General features: G+C 62.0%; 16 protein-coding genes and 1 riboswitch. Of the genes, 5 read left to right on the forward strand and 11 right to left on the reverse strand.

Annotation, left to right across the window (positions count from 1 at the left end):
- The first annotated feature begins 37 nt into the window (after window positions 1-37).
- Window positions 38-1,489, forward strand: coding sequence for an efflux transporter outer membrane subunit (locus tag PVA39_RS15690; RefSeq protein WP_274124824.1), 1,452 nt, complete (start codon window positions 38-40; stop codon window positions 1,487-1,489).
- Window positions 1,490-1,491: 2 nt separating this feature from the next.
- On the opposite strand, the gene PVA39_RS15695 is transcribed toward PVA39_RS15690, so the two are convergent.
- Window positions 1,492-2,703: a PrpF domain-containing protein gene (locus tag PVA39_RS15695; RefSeq protein ID WP_274124825.1), complete on the reverse strand. Its 1,212-nt coding sequence runs from the start codon at window positions 2,701-2,703 to the stop codon at window positions 1,492-1,494.
- Window positions 2,704-2,944: 241 nt separating this feature from the next.
- Between PVA39_RS15695 and PVA39_RS15700 the strand changes: the two genes are divergently transcribed.
- Window positions 2,945-5,065 (forward strand): CHASE2 domain-containing protein, encoded by a 2,121-nt coding sequence (locus PVA39_RS15700; RefSeq protein WP_274124826.1) that lies wholly within the window; start codon window positions 2,945-2,947, stop codon window positions 5,063-5,065.
- Window positions 5,066-5,068: 3 nt separating this feature from the next.
- Here the strand turns inward: PVA39_RS15700 and PVA39_RS15705 are convergent, their stop codons facing one another.
- Together PVA39_RS15705 and PVA39_RS15710 are read right to left on the reverse strand one after the other, a co-directional pair.
- Entirely contained in the window at window positions 5,069-5,665 is a 597-nt protein-coding gene (locus tag PVA39_RS15705) for an OmpA family protein (protein WP_274124827.1), read from the reverse strand.
- 6 nt (window positions 5,666-5,671) lie between these two features.
- Entirely contained in the window at window positions 5,672-6,025 is a 354-nt protein-coding gene (locus PVA39_RS15710; protein WP_274124996.1) for a FecR family protein, read from the reverse strand.
- 216 nt (window positions 6,026-6,241) lie between these two features.
- On the opposite strand from PVA39_RS15710, the gene PVA39_RS15715 reads away from it, so the two are divergent.
- Entirely contained in the window at window positions 6,242-8,335 is a 2,094-nt protein-coding gene (locus PVA39_RS15715) for an HD domain-containing phosphohydrolase (protein ID WP_274124828.1), read from the forward strand.
- A 48-nt stretch (window positions 8,336-8,383) separates the two neighbouring features.
- Here PVA39_RS15715 and PVA39_RS15720 read toward each other — a convergent pair whose 3' ends face one another.
- The 5 genes from PVA39_RS15720 to PVA39_RS15740 form a co-directional block, all read right to left on the reverse strand.
- On the reverse strand, window positions 8,384-9,667 hold the full coding sequence (locus PVA39_RS15720) for an arsenic transporter (RefSeq protein ID WP_274124829.1): 1,284 nt from the start codon (window positions 9,665-9,667) through the stop codon (window positions 8,384-8,386).
- Between the two features lie 80 nt (window positions 9,668-9,747).
- Window positions 9,748-10,311, reverse strand: a complete 564-nt coding sequence (locus PVA39_RS15725; protein ID WP_274124830.1) for an arsinothricin resistance N-acetyltransferase ArsN1 family B — start codon at window positions 10,309-10,311, stop codon at window positions 9,748-9,750.
- A gap of 11 nt (window positions 10,312-10,322) precedes the next feature.
- On the reverse strand, window positions 10,323-11,024 hold the full coding sequence (arsH, locus tag PVA39_RS15730; RefSeq protein ID WP_274124831.1) for an arsenical resistance protein ArsH: 702 nt from the start codon (window positions 11,022-11,024) through the stop codon (window positions 10,323-10,325).
- An 11-nt stretch (window positions 11,025-11,035) separates the two neighbouring features.
- On the reverse strand, window positions 11,036-11,506 hold the full coding sequence (locus PVA39_RS15735; RefSeq protein ID WP_274124832.1) for an arsenate reductase ArsC: 471 nt from the start codon (window positions 11,504-11,506) through the stop codon (window positions 11,036-11,038).
- Between the two features lie 58 nt (window positions 11,507-11,564).
- Window positions 11,565-11,912, reverse strand: a complete 348-nt coding sequence (locus PVA39_RS15740) for a metalloregulator ArsR/SmtB family transcription factor (protein ID WP_274124997.1) — start codon at window positions 11,910-11,912, stop codon at window positions 11,565-11,567.
- 489 nt (window positions 11,913-12,401) lie between these two features.
- Here PVA39_RS15740 and PVA39_RS15745 point away from each other — a divergent pair, with 489 nt between their 5' ends.
- Together PVA39_RS15745 and PVA39_RS15750 are read left to right on the forward strand one after the other, a co-directional pair.
- On the forward strand, window positions 12,402-13,883 hold the full coding sequence (locus tag PVA39_RS15745; RefSeq protein ID WP_274124833.1) for a SulP family inorganic anion transporter: 1,482 nt from the start codon (window positions 12,402-12,404) through the stop codon (window positions 13,881-13,883).
- Window positions 13,884-14,097: 214 nt separating this feature from the next.
- Window positions 14,098-15,717, forward strand: a complete 1,620-nt coding sequence (locus tag PVA39_RS15750) for a methyl-accepting chemotaxis protein (RefSeq protein WP_274124834.1) — start codon at window positions 14,098-14,100, stop codon at window positions 15,715-15,717.
- Between the two features lie 80 nt (window positions 15,718-15,797).
- Here the strand turns inward: PVA39_RS15750 and PVA39_RS15755 are convergent, their stop codons facing one another.
- The 3 genes from PVA39_RS15755 to PVA39_RS15765 form a co-directional block, all read right to left on the reverse strand.
- Window positions 15,798-16,703 carry a hypothetical protein gene (locus PVA39_RS15755; protein ID WP_274124835.1) on the reverse strand — a complete coding sequence of 302 codons (906 nt, stop codon included), beginning with the start codon at window positions 16,701-16,703 and terminating at the stop codon, window positions 15,798-15,800.
- A gap of 3 nt (window positions 16,704-16,706) precedes the next feature.
- Window positions 16,707-17,273 (reverse strand): manganese efflux pump MntP, encoded by a 567-nt coding sequence (mntP, locus tag PVA39_RS15760; protein WP_274124836.1) that lies wholly within the window; start codon window positions 17,271-17,273, stop codon window positions 16,707-16,709.
- A gap of 8 nt (window positions 17,274-17,281) precedes the next feature.
- Window positions 17,282-17,447: riboswitch (yybP-ykoY riboswitch) on the reverse strand.
- 723 nt (window positions 17,448-18,170) lie between these two features.
- Window positions 18,171-19,166: a diguanylate cyclase gene (locus PVA39_RS15765; protein ID WP_274124837.1), complete on the reverse strand. Its 996-nt coding sequence runs from the start codon at window positions 19,164-19,166 to the stop codon at window positions 18,171-18,173.
- Window positions 19,167-19,168 lie beyond the last annotated feature (2 nt).

Genomic DNA, 19,168 nt, shown 5'->3' on the forward strand with positions numbered 1-19,168 from the left:
ATATGGTCACTATCTATTTTCGCCTACGAGAATCCCCATGCCTGCCATGCGCCCCCTTGCCCTCGTGATCAGCACCAGCCTGGCGGCGGGATGCGCGGTCGGCCCGGATTACCATCGCCCGGACGCGCCACTGGCCGACCATTACCTCGGGCAGGCCGCCGTGGAGCGGCGAGCCGCGCCGGCACCCGCCAGTTACGCCCGCTGGTGGGAGGGCTTCGGCGACGCCCAGCTGAGTGCGTTGATCGACCAAGCCCTGGCGCAGAACCTCGACATCGCCCAGGCCCAGGCCCGCGTCCTGCAAGCCCGCGCCGGCCTGGGCGCTGCCAATGCAGCGCTGCTTCCCTCGGCCACGGTCAACGGCCAGGCCGCACGTGCCTATCAATCGGTGGAAACGCCCCAGGGCCGGGTGCTGGACGCCACGCCGGGCTACGACCGCTATGGTAATAGCTACGAGGCCAACCTCGAAGCGAGCTGGGAACTGGATGTATTCGGCGGGCTACGCCGAGGCAGGGAAGCCGCCCTGGCGGATTACCAGGCATCCGAAGCCGGCGTCGTCGCCACCCGGCTGGCGGTTGCCGCGCAAACCGCCGACATCTACACCAGCATCCGCGGCCTGCAGGCGCGCCTGGCGATTGCCGAGCGGCAGATCGACACCCAGCAGGCGTTGCTGGAGAAGGTGCGCCTGCTGCACGCGCGCGGCCTGGCCGCCGATTATCAGGTGCAACAGACCGAGGGCGAGCTCTCGCAAGTCAGGGCCAGCGTGCCGGTCTTGCAGACGGGCCTCGATGCAGCCATGAACGCGATGGACGTGATGCTCGGCAGCGCGCCGGGCACCCACCGCGCCGAACTCGCCAACGCAGGCGCCGTTCCACGTGCGCCGCAGCTCACCGCTACGGGCACGCCTGCTGACCTGCTGCGCCGCCGGCCGGACCTGATCGCCGCGGAGCGCCGACTGGTCGCCGCCAATGCGCGTATCGGCGAGGCGATCAGCGAGTACTACCCGAAATTCTCACTCAGCGCCCTGCTCGGCAGTGCCACCACGCAAAGCGGCAACCTGTTCAGCGCTGGCGCCGCGCAATCGGCAGGCGTGCTGGGCCTGCGCTGGCGGCTGTTCGACTTCGGGCGTATCAACGCCCAGATCGACAGCGCCAAGGGCCGGGAAGCCGAAGCGCTCGCTGCCTATAGACAGTCCGTGCTGATGGCCAGCGAGGATGTGGAGAATGCCTTCTCGGCGCTGGTCAACCGCGGAACCCAGGCGGCCACCCTGACAGCCGGCGAAACCTCCCTGGCGAGCGCCCGGCAGTCTTCATTCATCGCCTATCAGAACGGCGCCGCCAGCCTGATCGACGTGCTCAACGCCGACCAGACCCTGCTGCGCACCTCCGACGCCAGGGCGCAAGCCCAGACCGAATCGGCCCGCGCCGCCATCGCTGCCTTCAGGGCGCTGGGCGGCGGTTGGGAAATGCCGGAGCGGTTGGTGATGCGCTGACGCTACCTCAACGCCAGCAACGCCGCCGCCAACTCCTGCGAAGCGTTGTACAGCGGCACATGCCCGCGCTGCAGCACCTGAGCACTGCGGCGGTAGGCCACGGTTCTGACCTCCAGCCCGGCGCCGGTATCGCGGGCCACCACCGTGGCGTCGAGGACACCGGCGGGGTTTTCCATGGCTACCGCGTATTCGGCGAACTGCTCGCCGACCTGCGGCGTGGCGGCGGCCAGGCGGGCGGCCACGGTGCCCGGTATCAACGTGGCAGCGGCCAGGCAGCAGCCGCCGGACACGGCCATCGAGGCGTGCAGGGTTTGCGGGGTGAAGTAGCGTACCGAGAGCGTGCCGCCGTTCGCGGCCGGGCCGATGATGCACACCTTGGGGATGGTCTCGCTGCGGCTGATGTCGTCGCGGCTCATCGGCTCGCCACTGCGTTTTTTCAGGCCCATGCGCAGCCCCGCCTCGATCCACACGTCGCGCAGCGCCTGCATGAAGGCGCCATCGGCCTCCAGCTCGGCGAGCGGCTCGCGCGCCGTCTTGCCGAAGGACGCCGCCTCGATGATCACCATCGGCACCGCCACATCCACGCAGGACACCGGGTGCCCGAGAATCTCGTCGAGCGCATTGCCGGTCGGCAGCAAGGCACCGGTCTTGGCACCGACCGGGTGATGCAGGAACAGGTCCACGCCTGGAAACTGCCCGGGCACGCCGGGAATCGCCACCTTGCGCAGGGCGTTGTCGGCGTCGCGCAGCACCCGCCCGGTGGTGATCACGCCGGTGTTGGTGTTGCGGATATCGATCTCGAAATCACCGCTCACGCCGTCAGCCAGGCCCATGTCCAGCGCCCACAGCGGCAGTGCCGACGACATGTTGCCGCAGTTCACGCTCCAGTCGATGGCCGAGTGGCTGGCGGCCAGTTGTGCCAGCGTGCTGACCAGACGCAACTGGCCCTCGGCGTTTTCCAGCTCGACGAAGAACACCTTGTTGCTGGTCGCCGGGCCGCGGCCCAAGCCGGTGAGCTGGCGGTTGCCAGGCAGCTCGCCGTGCAGCGGCACGCCCATCAGGTGGCGCAGCAGTTCTTCGCGCAAGGCGATGTCCTGGGGCGCGAAGCGCTCGTCGATCACCAGGCCGGTCGAGGTGCCGCCGCGCATGAAGTGCACGGGAAAGGCCACCACGTCGCCGTCCACGCGAATACCTGTCGAAAGGGGCTCATGCATTGCGGATACTCCTGCGGTAGGCGGTCGGTTCGAATGTTTCGCTATTCGGGTCGGCCCTGAAGCACAATCCATCAGTTCGAGTGGGCGTTCGCCGCTACTTTAAACCTGACGGCCAATCATCTGCATACCTGATGGCCCTAATGGGCGCACATCTCATGGCGTTCCGAAATGCTACGCTGGCCCAGCCCGTACACAGTAATCCAATGCACCTTCTGCCTCTCACCTCCCGGAGCCTTGCCGCGTGCCTAGACCTCGCTTGATTTCCTCCGGCGGCGCCTTCTGCCTGGCCATGCTGCTGGGCCTTTGCGTGGTGTTCCTGCTCGACCCGGTGCCAGTGCAGAAGGCTCGTAACGCAGTGTTCGATCAGTATCAACGCCTGCAGCCGCGGGTTTATCAGGAAGCGCCGGTGCGCGTTGTCGACCTGGACGAGGAGAGCCTCAAGCGTATCGGCCAGTGGCCCTGGCCGCGTACCCAGGTGGCAGACATGGTTAAGCGCCTCGAGCAGGCCGGCGCGGCAGCGGTGGTGTTCGACGTGCTGTTCGCCGAGCCAGACCGCACCTCCCCCGAACAACTGCTGCGCGGCAACCTGCTGCCGCCGACGCTGGCCAGCCAACTGGCGGCCCTGCCGGACCATGACGAACAGTTCGCCGAGGTGCTCAAAAACAGCAATGTGGTGCTCGGTTTCGCCGCCGAGCAGAGCCCCCGTGATGGCGGGCCACCGTTGAGCCGCTTCGGCCTGGTGCAGCAAGGCCCACCGCCGCTGGCTTTCGCGCCCGCCTTCCAGGGCGCCGCGCGGCCACTGCCGCAGCTGGAACAGGCCGCCCGCGGCATCGGCGCCATGACCTTCCGGCCCGATGCCGATGGCGTGGTGCGCCGGGTGCCGCTGTTCGTATCGCTGAACGGCGAACTGCGCCCCTCGCTGGTGGCCGAGGCATTGCGTGTGGCGCAGCGCACGGGGCGCTACCGGCTGATTAGCAGCGACGCGGGCGTGCAGCGCGTGGATATCGGACGACTGCAGATTCCCACCGCAGCCAGTGGCGAGCTGTGGGTGTATTTCACCCGGCCCCAGGCGAGTCGCAGTATTCCCGCCTGGCAGGTGCTGGACGGCTCGGCGCCACCGGTCGAGGGCAGCATCATCCTGGTTGGCACCTCGGCCCAGGGACTGCAGGATCTGCGTTTCAGCCCCCTGGGCGGGATCATTCCCGGTGTCGAGGTGCACGCACAGGCCCTGGAACAGGTGCTGACCGACACCTTGCTTCTGCGCCCCGGCTGGACGACGACAGTGGAAGGCCTAGCTCTGCTGCTGGGCGGCCTAATACTGGGTTTGCTGGGGCTGTACGCACGGGCCCTGTTGTCGGCGCTGCTGATGCTGGCCCTGGTAGTGCTGCTGAATGCGGCGGCCTGGTACGGCTTCGTGGCTCATCGCATGCTGCTCGACCTGTTCACCCCGTCACTGGGTCTGCTGCTGGTCTACGGCGCGGCCAGCATCGTGCGCCATATGGCCGCCGAGCGTGAGCAACGCTGGATTCAGGAAGCCTTCTCGCGCTACGTGTCGCCCAACCTGGTCAATCATCTGGTAGCGCACCCAGAGCAGCTGGCACTCGGCGGGCAGCGGCAAAGCTGCAGCTTCGTGTTCACCGACATCACCGGCTTCACCACGATGATGGAGCGTCAGAAACCGGAAGCGGCGGTCAGCCTGCTCAATGATTACCTGGAACAGGTGATCAGCATCGCCTTTCGCCATGAGGGCACCCTGGATCGCATCGTCGGCGACGCGGTAGCGATCATGTTCTCGGCGCCGATCCCCCAGGCCGACCACCAACGCCGCGCCCTGGCCTGCGCCCTGGAGATCAACCGTTTCGCCCAGGGTTACGTCGCCGCCCTGGCCGAACGCGGCATCACCTTTGGCCACACACGCATCGCCGTGCACAGCGGTGAGGTAGTGGTCGGCAACTTCGGTGGCTCGGTGATCTTCGATTACCGCGCACTCGGCGATCCGGTGAACACCACCTCGCGCCTGGAGAGCCTGAACGGGCAGGTCGGCACCCTGCTCTGCGTGTCCAGCGCGATCCGCGAGCACTGCCCCGAGGTGCCGATGCGCCCGGTCGGAGAGGTATTGCTCAAGGGCAAGGCCGAGGCCGTCGCAGTGTTCGAGCCGCTGGAGGCGATGACCGTGCCGATGAATGACTGTGATGAGGATTACGAAGCGGCCTACCACCTGCTGGCAAGCGGCGCGCCCGAGGCACTGGCGGCATTCGAGGCGCTGGCCGCGCAGCGCCCCAAAGATGGGCTGGTGGCCTATCACCTGCAGCGCCTGCGCAGTGGCGAGCACGGCAACCGGTTGGTGATGGCCAGCAAGTGAGCCTCAGCGGATGGTGATTTCCACCCGGCGGTTGGCAGGCTCCGGCGTGTTGTCCGGGGTTTTCACCAGCAGGTTGCCTTCGCCGTGGGAGGTCACCACCAGCTCAATCGCCTGCAGGCCGTTATCCTGCAGCTGTCGGGCGATGGCCCGGGCACGGAGCAGGCCCAGATCCTCGTTATCGATCTTGCTGCCGACGGTGTCGGTATGGCCGATCACCGAAACCGCCGACGGCCCGCGGTCACGCACGGTCTGCAGGATCTCGGGGATTTCCGCCTGGGATTTCGCAGTCAGCTTGGCGCCGCCGGTCCTAAAATACAGCAGGTAGCTTTTCGGCAGCGCTGGCTGAGCGGCGCGGGCGGCGGAGAAATCCTTCTCGAACCTGGGCTGCTCGACCTGGAACGGCGCGGCGCTGCTGCCATCGAGATTGACCGCATAACCTTTCTGGTCGACGCGGGTCATGCCCTTGTTGGTCTTGACCTCGATGGCGCCGGTACTGCCGTCCGGGCTTTCCACCAGCACCACGTAGGATTTCGACGCGCAGCCGCTGGCCAGCAGAGCGCAGAGCAACAGACCGATCAGGCGCAACGGATTGGCAAACATGCGAGCTCAATCCACCTTGACGAGAAAGTGCGTGCCGCGCACGCCAATGGTGCCGGTCGGGGTGTTGATCTCGACGGCCTGGGGCTTGAGCTTGGCGATGGTGCCGGAAATGTAATCCAGCGTGCCGTGGGTGATCTTGGCGCTCAGTTTCAGATCGTCCTGGGCCGGGTCGAAGATGAATTCGTCCAGGGTCAGCTCGCTGTTGGGGCCGAAGGACATCACCGTGTTGTCCTCCAGGGTCACGCCCATGGAGCCCGCCGGACCGGTCTTCACCGTGCTGCCGACGTACAGCGGCATGCCGATCGTCGCAGGCACCGTCGCGCCGTCGCGGGTGACGCTAGCCTCCCCCTGCACCTTCATCACGTAGCCGATCGACGAGCCAGGTTCCGCGGCGAAAAGTGAAGTAGCTAGCAATACGCCAGCAAGTGGCCATATCCTGAAAGGTGCAAACACAGTACTCTCCTTTTTTAATCTCATTCCCTGAGTCGAACTGAGCGTTGCACATCCAGACGCAGCACCGTTGCCTGGTCGGATGGTACGTGAAATACGCGATGGGACCGTAGCGCAGGTTGCAGTATGTCATCAGGGCAAATCAAGCAGCGATTCCGACTACGGTTCAGAAGCAGGAGCCTGGTAGTCGGCCTGTTCCTGCTTCTGCAGTTGGCGCCGCTGCTCGCCCTGACGCTGGGTGCTCCTCCACTGCTGGTGCTGGGCCTGTCCGTCAGTATCCTGCTGTGCACGATGCCGCTGGTGCTGGGCGGTATGCAGAGCATAGATCGCACCATCGACCTGCTGGTGCAGGACACGCAAAAAATTCGTCAGATGGATTTCTCCGGCGAACTGCCGCCGGCCTCGCTGTTCGCCGAGATCGAAACCCTCAACCGCAACCACATCGAGATGAAGGACGCGCTGCAAAGCCAGACCCAGGCGCTGCAAGCCTCACAGCTAAAGCTTGCCAGCCTGGTGGAGAACGGTCTGCTGCTGTCTTCGGAGCGCGATCGCGACGCGCTGCTGCGCCACATCCTCATGCAGGGCAAGCGCACCTGTAACGCCCAGGCGGCGACCATGTACCTGAAGACCGAGCACGGCACGCTGCGCTTCGCCCTGCGCTCGATGGACGATGAGCTGCCGACGGTCGAGATTCCCCTGCACGACCCGCACACCGGCCTGCCCAACGAGCGGCACGTCTCCACCTACGCGGCGCTGCACAACGAAACTGTGGTGATCGACGACGTGTACGGCGAAAGCCGCTTCGATCTGAGCGGCACCCGCAATTTCGACAGTGAGTCGGGCTTTCACACCGTTTCCATGCTCACCGTGCCGCTGGCGCCACGCGGCGGCGAAGTGATCGGCGTGCTGCAGTTCATGAACGCCCTGGATGTCGAGACCGGCGAGGTCATCGCCTTCTCGCCGCCGGTGGTGGCCTTTATCGGCGCCCTCGCCTCCCAGGCCGCCGTGGCGCTGGAAAACCACAACCTGATCGACTCCCAGCGGGCGCTGATCGACGGCATGATCGAGATTCTTGCCGGCGCCATCGACGCCAAGAGCCCGTACACCGGCGCCCACTGCGAACGGGTGCCGGAGTTGGCGATGATGCTCGCCGAGGCCGCCAGTGAAGTGAACGAAGGGCCGCTGGCCAGTTTCCGCTTCACCACGGCAGATGAATGGCGCGAATTCCGTATCGGTGCCTGGCTGCACGACTGCGGCAAGATCACCACGCCCGAGCATGTGGTCGACAAGGCCACCAAGCTGGAAACCATCTACAACCGCATCCACGAGGTGCGCATGCGCTTCGAGGTGCTGCTGCGCGATGCCCAGGTCGAACGCCTGCAGCAATTGCTCGATGGCCACGACCGCGCGCAAGCCGATGCTCAGTACCAGGCGACCGCCCAGGCACTGCAGGACGAATTCGCCTTTATCGCCGGCTGCAACATCGGCAGCGAGCTGATGAACCCCGAGCACGCCGGCACCCTGCAAAAGGCCGCCGAGCGGACTTGGCTGCGGCATTTCGATGACCGCCTTGGTTTGTCGCAAGCCGAGCTGATGCGCGTTGCCGAACTGCCCACCGAGCCGCTGCCAGCGCGCGAGCGGCTGCTGGCCGACAAGCCGCAGCACATTTTCCCGCGGCCGGAAACCAAGGATTTCGACCCCAAGTACGGCTTCCAGATCAGCGTGCCGGAGCACCTCTATAACCACGGCGAGCTCTACAATCTGAGCATCAGCAAGGGCACCCTGACCGCCGAAGAGCGTTTCAAGATCAACGAGCACATCATCCAGACCATCGTCATGCTGGAAAACCTGCCGCTGCCCTCCAACCTCAAGCGCGTACCGGAATACGCCGGCACCCACCATGAAACCCTGCTCGGCACCGGTTACCCGCGCAAGCTGGACAAGAACCAGCTGTCGATCCCGGCGCGCATCATGGCCATTGCCGATATCTTCGAAGCACTGACCGCCGCCGACCGCCCCTACAAGCAGGCCAAGACCCTCTCCGAATCCATCGAGATTCTCGCCCGCCTGCGCGACAACGGGCATATCGATGCCGACCTGTTCGCCCTGTTCCTGCGCAGCGAAATGCCGATGCGCTACGCCGAACGCCATCTGCAACCGGAGCAGATCGACACCATCGACATCGAGCGTTTCGTGCCTACAGCCCAGGCCGTGATCTAATCACCGAACGCCCGCGCATAGCCGCTACTAGAACGCCAGTTTGCACCGCTAGATACTCAGGCGCAACGCCAGCGCCGACAGGGTGACCAGCAGCACCGGCACCGTCAGCAAGGCGCCGACCTTGAAGTAGTAACCCCAGGTGATGCGCAGGCCCTTGCGCTGCAGCACATGCAGCCACAGCAGCGTGGCCAGGCTACCGATAGGCGTGATCTTGGGGCCCAGGTCGCAGCCGATGATGTTGGCGTAGATCATCGCCTCGCGCACGATGCCGCTGCTCTGGCTCGCCTCGATGGACAGCGCACCGATCAGTACGCTGGGCAGGTTGTTCATCACCGACGACAGCAGCGCCGCCAGAAACCCGGTGCCCAGGGCAGCCGCCCACAGCCCCTGCTCGGCAAGCCGGTCGAGCAGCGTGGCCAGGTAGCGGCTCAGGCCGGCATTGCTAAGCCCGTACACGACCAGGTACATGCCCAGGGAGAAGATCACGATCTGCCAGGGCGCTTCGCGCATCACACGGCGCGTCGAGATCACATGCCCCTTTGCCGCGACGGCGAGCAGCACCACGGCGCACAACGCGGCTACGGCGCTGATCGGCACGCCCATGGGCTCGAGCGCAAAAATGCCGATCAGCAGGAAGGCCAGCACCCACCAGCCATAGATGAAGGTGGTGCGGTCGCGAATCGCCTCGCTTGGCGCCTGCAGCTCCGTTGCCTGATAGGTAGCCGGAATGCTGCGGCGAAAATACAGGTACAGCACCGCCAGGGTCGCCGATACGCTGACCAGGTTCACCGGCAGCATCACCGCCGCATAATCGGCCACGCCCAACTTGAAGAAGTCGGCGGACACGATGTTGACCAGGTTCGATACCACCAGCGGCAGGCTGGCGGTATCGGCGATGAAGCCCGCGGCCATGACGAATGCCAGGGTCGCCGCGCTGGAAAAACGCAGTGCGACGAGCAGCGACATGACGATGGGTGTGAGAATCAGTGCCGCCCCATCATTGGCGAACACCGCGGAAACGGCAGCGCCCAGCAGCACTACGAAAGCGAACAGACGCGGGCCGCTGCCGCCGGCCCAGCGCGCCACATGCAGCGCCGCCCAGGTGAAGAACCCGGCCTCGTCCAGAAGCAGGCTGATGATGATGATCGCCACGAACGCCGCCGTGGCATTCCATACCACCGCCCACACCGTGGGAATGTCCTGCAGGGTTACCGCACCGACACCGAGCGCCAGAACCGCGCCAATCGTCGCGCTCCAGCCGACGCCAAGCCCTTTGGGTTGCCAGATGACCAGAACCAGTGTGAAGACGAATACGGCAGCCGCAACAAGCATCTAAATCTCCTGGCAGGAATCATCGAGTGGCGTATGGGATCACGCCGGCTTCATAGGTTTGCAATTGCACTAGACCGCTTTCAGCGAAAACCTTCGTCACGGCCTGCAAGGTAAGTAGCAAGAGCAATTGGCTCACGCGGAGGCGCTGAAGTTTCGCCCTGCTCGAGTAGCCAGTAGCCCACGTCATGCCAGGCGCCATGTTTGTAGCCAACCCGCGGAAAGGTGCCGATGTGGCAGAAGCCGAGGCGCTCATGAAGCCCGACGCTGCCATCGTTCGGCAGGGCAATACCCGCATAGACGCTGCGGTAGCCCAACGCGCCGAGCATCGGCAGCAGAGCTTCATACAAACGCCGCCCAACGCCCTGGCGACGTGCATCTTCTGCAATGTACACCGTGACATCCACGGCCCAGCGGTACGCTGCCCGGGCGCGGTGCTGGCTGGCGTAGGCATAGCCGACCACGGCGCCTGCCTGCTCGGCGACCAGGTAGGGGTAGGTCTCAAGCGTCGCCACAATCCGCCTACGCATATCCTCCACTGACGGAGAGATCTCTTCGAACGAGATGGCGGTATTCAGCACCACAGGTGAATAGATGGCCTGGATTGCCTCGGCATCCGACGCGGATGCCAGTCTCACGTCAATCACTCTCCGGCACCTCAGATTGAACGTTGATTAACGCGGACGGAAAGTTGCTCCGCGGTTTCCTTGCGCTCGGAGTAGCGATCCACGAGAAAGTCCTTCTGGTCGCGCAGCAACAGGGTGAACCTCATTAGTTCCTCCATCACATCGACCACCCGGTCGTAATAGGCAGACGGCTTCATCCGCCCCTCAGCGTCGAACTCCGTGAATGCCTTGGGTACCGAGGACTGGTTGGGGATGGTGAACATCCTCATCCAGCGCCCGAGTACGCGCAGCTGGTTGACCACGTTGAACGACTGCGAACCGCCGCAAACCTGCATCACGGCGAGCGTCTTGCCCTGGCTGGGCCGGATAGCCCCCAGCGCCAGGGGAATCCAGTCGATCTGCGCCTTGAATACCGCGGACATGGCGCCATGCCGCTCCGGCGAGCACCAGACCTGCCCTTCCGACCACATCACCAGGTCCCGCAGCTCCTGAACCTTGGGATGCTCAACCGGTGCGTAATCGGGCAGCGGCAGGCCCGATGGATCGAAGATACGGGTCTCGGCTCCAAAGTGTTGCAGCAACCGCGCCGCCTCCTCGACCAACAGCCGGCTGAAGCTGCGCTCACGGGTGGAGCCGTGCAGCAGCAGGATGCGTGGTTTGTGAGCGCTGGGTGCGATCTGCTGGGAGAACTGGCCGATCAGGCCGTGTTCGAGGTTGGGAAGTTCAGTGGTCATGCAAGGAGTCCTCAGAGTCGGCCAATGCGATCCAGCGCGCGCTTGAGTTCATCGCGGCTCAAGTCGGCAAAAGGCAGCGCCAGAAACGCGCGGCACCGCCGTTCGATCTGCGCAAGCGTCGCCTTGAAGGCGGCTGAAATATCGGCGTCGTCGCCCTGTACGTCGGAAGGATCTGCCAACCCCCAATGCGCCTTGAGCGCCGGGCCGAAGTAAACCGGGCATGCTTCACCCGCGGCCTTGTCACACACGGTGATGACGATATCCGGCGGGTTCGCCTCGAAGGCATCGTTCCCCTTGCTGCTCAAGCCCGCGGTAGATATAGCTGCCTCTTGTAGCGTTTGCAGGCTGCGGGGTAGCACTTGCCCCTTGGGGAAACTGCCGGCACTCACGGCCTCGAAACCCTGAGGCGCGATGTGGTTGAACATCGCCTCGGAAAGGATGCTCCGGCAACTATTGGCCGTACACATGAACAGCACTCGCATTGCTGACTCCTGCCGCCATTAGCGGGCTTAAAGGAAGGTCTCAAAAAACCGGCAGGCCTCAGCAGCAACTGGCAGCGCGCTGCGGGCGTCCATCCATCGTGCTCAGGCGGGACGTGCTATCGCTCAGCCAGGCCGCGTTGCCTTCGCAGGTAATGCGCAGCACCTCCTTGAACCACGCAGGAAGGTCGGGATTGAGTCGGTAATACACCCACTGTCCCTGCCGACGATCCAGCAGCACACCGGCTGCTCGCAGCTGGGCCAGATGGCGGCTGATCTTGGACTGATTGTCCTGCAGTGCGCACATCAATTCACAGACGCAAAGCTCGCCATGCTCGGCAATCAACAGGATCGCGCGGGCCCTGGTCTCGTCTGCCAGACATTTGAAGGCTTCAGGTGGAGTCAGCATAAGTAGAAGTGCACATGGAAAATCGAATATGCGGATATTCACATATAAAATTACCCATTTCTAGTGAGTGCTCAGGGGGGTATAGGCCAGCAACCGGAAGATACCTTCAGGAAAGTGTCCGCCAGGAAGAAGCAATACCGGTTGTTCCGCCAGCTAAAAGCCAAGCATTTGGGGCCCTGGGGGGCCACACACACCCGCTAGCTATATGCCTCCATCTTCCCTGGCCATTACAAAATGTGTAAATTTTCCATTCCAGAATTGAATTCGATAGTCGTTCAACGTGACTAGCCCTTCTAAACACCTCTGGCTGCCTACGCCGCCATAAAGCCCCGCCCCCTCGCGTCACCTTGCCGCTCGCCTCGAATGCGGCACCCTCTGCTGCGCGCATGATTTGACTCCTCGCTCAGCCCACAACCACTGAAAATTTGAACCTGTATCGCCTAGTGCTGCGCCTTCGCGCCGCCTGTGCGGTCTATCTGTGGGATTCCTATGCTCAAAAAACTGCAAAACACCTGGTTTTTCAACATCCGAGGCGATGTGCTCGCCGGTATCGTCGTCGCCTTGGCCCTGATTCCGGAGGCGATCGCTTTTTCGATCATTGCTGGCGTCGACCCGAAAGTCGGCCTCTACGCATCGTTCTCTATTGCTGTCGTCATCGCCTTTGTAGGCGGTAGGCCAGGCATGATTTCGGCCGCAACCGGGGCGATGGCGCTTCTCATGGTCACATTGGTCAAGGAGCATGGCTTGCAATACCTGCTTGCAGCGACCCTGCTTTGCGGTGTGCTGCAGATCTTGGCGGGGTATCTACGGCTGGGTAGCTTGATGCGCTTCGTATCGCGCTCGGTGGTAACCGGCTTCGTAAATGCACTGGCCATCCTGATTTTCATGGCACAACTGCCTGAACTCACCAACGTTACCTGGCATGTTTATGCCATGACCGCGGCCGGTCTTGGCATCATCTACCTGCTGCCATACGTGCCGCTTATTGGCCGCCTGCTGCCCTCTCCACTGGTCTGCATCATGGTACTGACAGCAGTCTCCATTGCGCTTGGTCTGGACATCCGCACCGTTGGCGACATGGGTGAGCTGCCCGATACCCTGCCGATTTTCCTATGGCCCCAAGTGCCTCTGAATATCGACACACTGCTCATTATCTTGCCGTACTCGGCTGCGCTGGCAGTAGTGGGCCTTCTTGAGTCGATGATGACGGCGACGATCGTGGATGACCTCAGCGATACATCGAGCGACAAGAACCGCGAGTGCAAAGGACAGGGCATTGCCAACATCGCCTCTGGCCTGGTTGGCGGCATGGCTGGCTGCGCGATGATCGGGCAGTCGATCATCAACGTTAAGTCTGGCGGGCGAGGCCGACTTTCATCATTGACTGCAGGCGTCGTGTTATTGGTGATGGTGGTATTTCTCAGCGACTGGGTCAGCCAGATCCCAATGGCTGCGCTCGTTGCAGTGATGATCATGGTGTCTATCGGCACGTTCAGCTGGGCATCGCTGCGAGACCTGCAGAAATATCCCCTCTCTACCAACCTTGTGATGATCGTGACGGTAGTAACGGTGGTCTGGACGCACAACCTGGCCTATGGCGTGCTCGCCGGCGTTTTGCTCGCCGCCATGTTCTTCGCGAACAAAATTGGCCGGCTGCTGGCCATCGACTCGGAACTTATCAATGGCACCCGTCGCTACCAGGTTATTGGCCAGGTGTTCTTCGCATCTGCCGACCAATTCGTTGAGGCATTCGATACAAGAGAATCGCTGGAAAATGTCGTCATCGACCTGACCGATGCTCATTTCTGGGACATCACTGCAGTCGGCGCGCTGGACAAAGTAGTGCTGAAGTTCCGAGGTGCTGGCACCGAAGTTGACCTCGTGGGGCTCAATCAAGCCAGCGCTACGCTGGTTGATCGTTTCGCGATTCATGGCAAGCCCGATGCACTGGATCAGCTACTGAAACACTGAAGCCGAAGATACCCGGCTGGACGAGTTATCCAGCCGGTGGAGCCTCGAAGATTGGCAAACTGATAGACGATGCCGATAAGGCCCTACAGAGAAGGCTCAACTGCTTGCGTGCGCCATTGCAGCCTGTCGGAAGCGGCCGCAGGTATCTAAATATTTCTAGGGCAAGGCCGATAGCTCATTCAGGCCATCCGCCTTCAACATCCGGAATTTTCCCATGAGCCTTAGAAATCTCAACCTAGCTCCACGCGCGGCACTCTTCTTTACACTAATCGTAGGGCTCGTTTTCGTGCTCGGTGTGGTCGCCGTTCTACAGATGGGCAAGCTGCGCGATATAGAAATAGACGTTGAGCAGAACTGGATGGCCAGTGTGCGCCAAACGGGGGTCATGAACGCGGCTACGCTTCGGCTGAGGCTTGAAACCCAACGTGGTTTGGCTGATCCCAAAAGCATCCAGCGCACCATCGAAAGCTTCCCCGGGTACCGCAAGGCCTTAACGGATGCTGTCGCAAACTATGAGCCGCTTATCGCCAGCGATACCGAGCGCACCCTATTTAACGTGGTGAGGGGCAGCGCCGAGGCCTATGCCAAGCAGTTGGACCTGCTGGAACCCATGATGAGGGCCGGGGACATCCCCTCAGCTGTGAGTCTTATCAGCACAGGCATTCGCCCACTGACAAACAAGATGGAAGAGCAGATCAAGGACCTCACCGACTTTAACAACAAGGGCGCTGAGCAAGCCGGCAAGACTGCGGCTGAAATCTATTCGTCGGGTCTGACGCTTACTATCGGCATAGTCATCGCCGTAGTGCTGTTGACCATTGCTCTTGCGGCCTTGCTGGTCAGGAGCATTACCGCGCCGATAAACGATGCACTGACCGTTGCAGAGCGAATCGCAGGCAGCAACCTGTCCAAGGAAGTGCACGTAAGCGGGACCGACGAAGCAGGCAGGCTCCTCCAGGCGCTCGCGCAGATGCAGCAGAACCTGCGCCATACGATCGTGCAGATCTCGGACTCTTCGACCCAGCTGGCTTCAGCCGCCGAGGAAATGACAGCCGTCACAGAGGCCTCCAGCCGCGGCATGGTCGCGCAGAATGACGAGGTCAATCAGGCCGCGACGGCCGTCACGGAAATGAGCGCTGCCGTCGATGAAGTAGCCCGCAACGCCGAGTCAGCCTCAGAAGAATCCAAGCGCACGCAGGGCTTCACCGAGTCCGGTTTGGAGCGAGTGTCGCAGACGCTGAAATCGATCCAGCGCCTGAGCGGCAACGTGGAACAGACGAGCGAACAGATCCAGGGGCTGTCGGATCGTGCGCAGAATATCTCCAAGGTCGTGGAAGTCATCCGCGGTATCGCAGAACAGACCAACCTCCTGGCCTTGAACGCCGCAATCGAAGCGGCCCGAGCTGGTGAACAGGGGCGTGGCTTCGCAGTGGTCGCTGACGAAGTCAGGGCATTGGCGCATCGCACCCAGATGTCGACCCAGGAAATCGAGCAGATGATTGCGGCCATTCAGACTGATTCCGAACACGCTGTTCAGGCGATGGGCACCAGCCGTGACCTGGCCAACCAATCCCTGGACATCGCGCAGGAGGCAAGCAGCTCCCTGGATCAAATCGCAACGGCGATCACCCACATCAATGAGCGCAACCTGCAGATTGCCACTGCATCTGAAGAGCAATCGCATGTTGCGCGTGAGGTGGATCAGAACCTTCTGCGTATTCGTGATCTTGCTTCGCAGAGCGCCGCAGGCGCCAGCCAAACAGCCAGCGCTTGTGGCGAGATGTCCCAGCTGGCCATCAATCTGAACCAGCTGGTGACTCGCTTCGTAGTCTGAGGCACATCCAAGGCGGTTACTTTTGCCTGGGGCAGATATCTCCCAGGCAATGAAATGCATCACCGAGCGGATGACGAGCGCTACTGAGCGTGATCGTCATCACCGCCTGGCGGCGTGATCTCAAGGATTCGATCCCGGCCCCCCTCTGCAAGCAGGTAAGTGCCTTGGGGCGTAGGCGTAAGCATCTGGGGAGCCTTCAGGAAAGACAGTACGGTCTGCAGGCGCCCCTGTGAGTCGAGCAGCAGAAGACGCGCACGGTGCGTGGCGTCTTCGCCGATCCATAGTCCGCGCCGGTCGCACAGCAGGTACGTAGGTTGGTTCAGGTTGTCCAGTAAGACAGGATCGCTTCCATCGTCGGTCAACTGACGTACCACGCCCTTCTGCTTTTCCGTGTAGAGCATCCTGCCATCGCCGCAGCGCGTGACGGACTCCGCTTCGTCGAGGTGATCACGGACCGTCTCAAGGGCACCATCGCTCCACCGATAACGTAGCAGCCGCCCGTCCCCCTTGCGGTCCTCTATCGCATACAGGTAGTCACCGTCGTCCCACAAGCCTTGCACTTTCTGGCCCGTGAAGAGATCGGTGGATACGCCATCCTTGAAGTAACGCACCACGGCGCCTTCAGCTTCCTGGCTGTAAACCCAGCCTCCCCGAGCCGCTATCATGCCGTCGGGTTTGGACAGGTTGTTCAATAGGGTTTTCTGGCTGCCGTCAGGAGCTATCTGCACGATGCTCCCCTGTCCATGATCAAGCTCCTGCGACAGGATCAGTGCCCCATCTGCCAAGGGAATCAACGAGGCGACCTTGGGCAATCGATCATGGGCGACGCTATAACGCCAGCCCTCCGAAGCCTGTACCGGGTAGAAGTTCTGCCAGGCAAAAAACGCCAAAGCAGCTGCGATCAATAGCGCGCAGCCGCAAAGAGCGAAACGTACACGGCGAGCTCTGACGGTAGGCTGATTGTGTTCACGCATCACCTCGCTCATTGATCACACCGCTGACAGATGTTCAAAGAGGATGCCGGCGCCAACCAGCATCAACACTACACCACCAATGACCTCGGCACGTTTGCCGACGACGGTTCCCAAGACACGCCCAAGCATCACGCCAAGGGTCACCATCACCGCCGTAGCGACGCCGATGGCAGCTGCTGCGACCAAGATGTTGACGTCGACGAATGCCAGGCCTACGCCAACGGCGAGCGCATCGATGCTGGTCGCAAATGCCGTGACGGCCAGGACCCAGAAGGAGTGCTGGCCGGAACGCTCTTGCTCCTCTTCGTCCTCCTGCAAGCCGTTGTAGATCATATGAATGCCGAGCAGCACGAGCAGCGTGAAGGCGATCCAGTGATCCCACTCCTCTGCGAAGCTGACGGCAGCTTGGCCGATGAACCAGCCGATGATGGGAGTGATGGCTTCGATGGCGCCAAAGATGAGGCCCGTGCGCAGGGCTTCGGTAAAGCGAGGTTTATGAAGGCTGGCGCCTTTGCCAATGGCTGCTGCAAAGGCGTCGGTCGACATCGCCAAGGCGAGGAACAGGAGAGAGATGGGATTCACGGTTAACTACCAGCCGGGCTAATGAGTCAACGACACGCCCACACGCCCGACTTTAGGTGTGGATGCATCGTTGGTCTCGCCAACCGGCAGGTGTTCGTGCCACGGCATGTTGCCGATAATGTTGACACGAACGCTCTACGACCAAAGCCGTGAGCAGGCTACTCCCCAACAAGGGCGGCTACTATACTCAAAGTCATAGCCTGTAGAAAGCCTCATTGCGGCTACTCACGCGAGGCAGCTTTGACTAGTCTCAAGCCATCACATAGCCGGGAAGTGATCATTGCAAATCAGCGCGAAAGACCAGCAGATCCTGACAGGCTGAATCACGCCCGGAAAAGCGATTCATCCGACCTAGTGGCTCTACCTAATATCACGGCTCTTCAAGGATCAGGATCAACCGACGCAAGGATGCAAAGCATGCTGCACCACACCCTCAAGTACGGTATTTGCCCAGACGAACTCGTCCGAGTTCTAGGCCTGGCGATGGACAAACACCGCCACACCCTGCTGGCAGTACCTGGCGACATGAGGAACCTCAATGTCCCTCTGGAGAAACTTCTTGGCGCCATGGGCACAAAGCAGCTTCTCAATGAGCACGAGGTGACGGTTCTCAGGCATGGCGGGCAAAGAACAGTGCATCTTGTCTCGTTATGCGGCTGCAGTTCGTTTCAGTCGGGCTCGATAGTCCTGCCTTGGCTACCGCCGGACAACGTTGCCAAAGCTCGGAGCAGGTACCCCAGCGCAGACACTTACTTCATCCCGAGCGATGGGCCAGGCGCACCTTATCGGGCACCTGGTAGAGATGAGCTATCGCGGTATCTGGCGACTTACCCCAACTCGAAAGCGATCTGAGCGAGGCTTGATCGCCTGCAGCCTGGCTTACGCGCTAGATGCATCTCAGCTGGAGCTCGCGGGACTGCCTGGTGCATCGAGCGCTCGCGCTTCTATAGCCTCGAAACGACTGCTGTTACGACCGGATTGCTTGGCGGCATAGAGCGCCCTGTCTGCCACGCTGAGCAATTGCGCGGCGCTGAACAACAACCCCGGCGGGTTGGCTGATACATGATTCAGCAGGCTCCAGCCGGCGCTCTGTGCATCGAAACTCGCAACACCTACCGACACAGTCACAACGCCAAGCTCACTCTTAGCATGTGCAATGTTCAAGGCGCGTACATTTTCGATGACCTTGTCGGCAACCCGGCATGCGCCATCACGCGTGGTTTCGGGCAGCACGATCGCGAACTCCTCGCCCCCATACCGTGCCGCCAGGTCCATGGGGCGCTCTGCACAGCGAGCAAGCACACGCGCCACCGCACTCAGGCATTCATCCCCCATCAGATGACCATAGTGGTCGTTGTAGCGCTTGAAGAAATCGATATCGAGCAGCAACAACGAAAATGCACGCTGCGTGCGCAGCACCGACTGCCATTCGCGCTCGATCGACTGATCCAGCGCACGTCTGTTGGCCAGCCCCGTCATGCCGTCGGTCTGCGCCTGGCGATTCAATCGGTCCATTGCCAGCTTCAGATGAAGATGGGTTTTGACCCGCGCGGCGACGATAGCAGGACGGATCGGCTTGCCAATGAAATCCACGGCGCCGAGCTCCAGCCCCTCCTCTTCCATGCTCGCTTCGGTATGGGCGGTGACGAAGATCACTGGAATGTTGCTGGTCGACGGGTCGCCTTTGAGAATGCGGCAGACCTCAAAGCCGCTTATGCCTGGCATCTGCGCGTCGAGCAGTATGAGGTCAGGCTGTTGCTGACGAGCCAACTCCATAGCCGCGTCGCCCTGGGTAGCAAACAAGACCTGGCCAAGCCCCGAGATGGCCTTGCTGAGGGCTCGGACAGCCGAAACATCATCGTCAACGATCAATATCGTCGTAGCGCGCTCCATCG

Source organism: Pseudomonas sp. CNPSo 3701 (assembly GCF_028674975.1).
Lineage (GTDB): Bacteria > Pseudomonadota > Gammaproteobacteria > Pseudomonadales > Pseudomonadaceae > Aquipseudomonas > Aquipseudomonas straminea.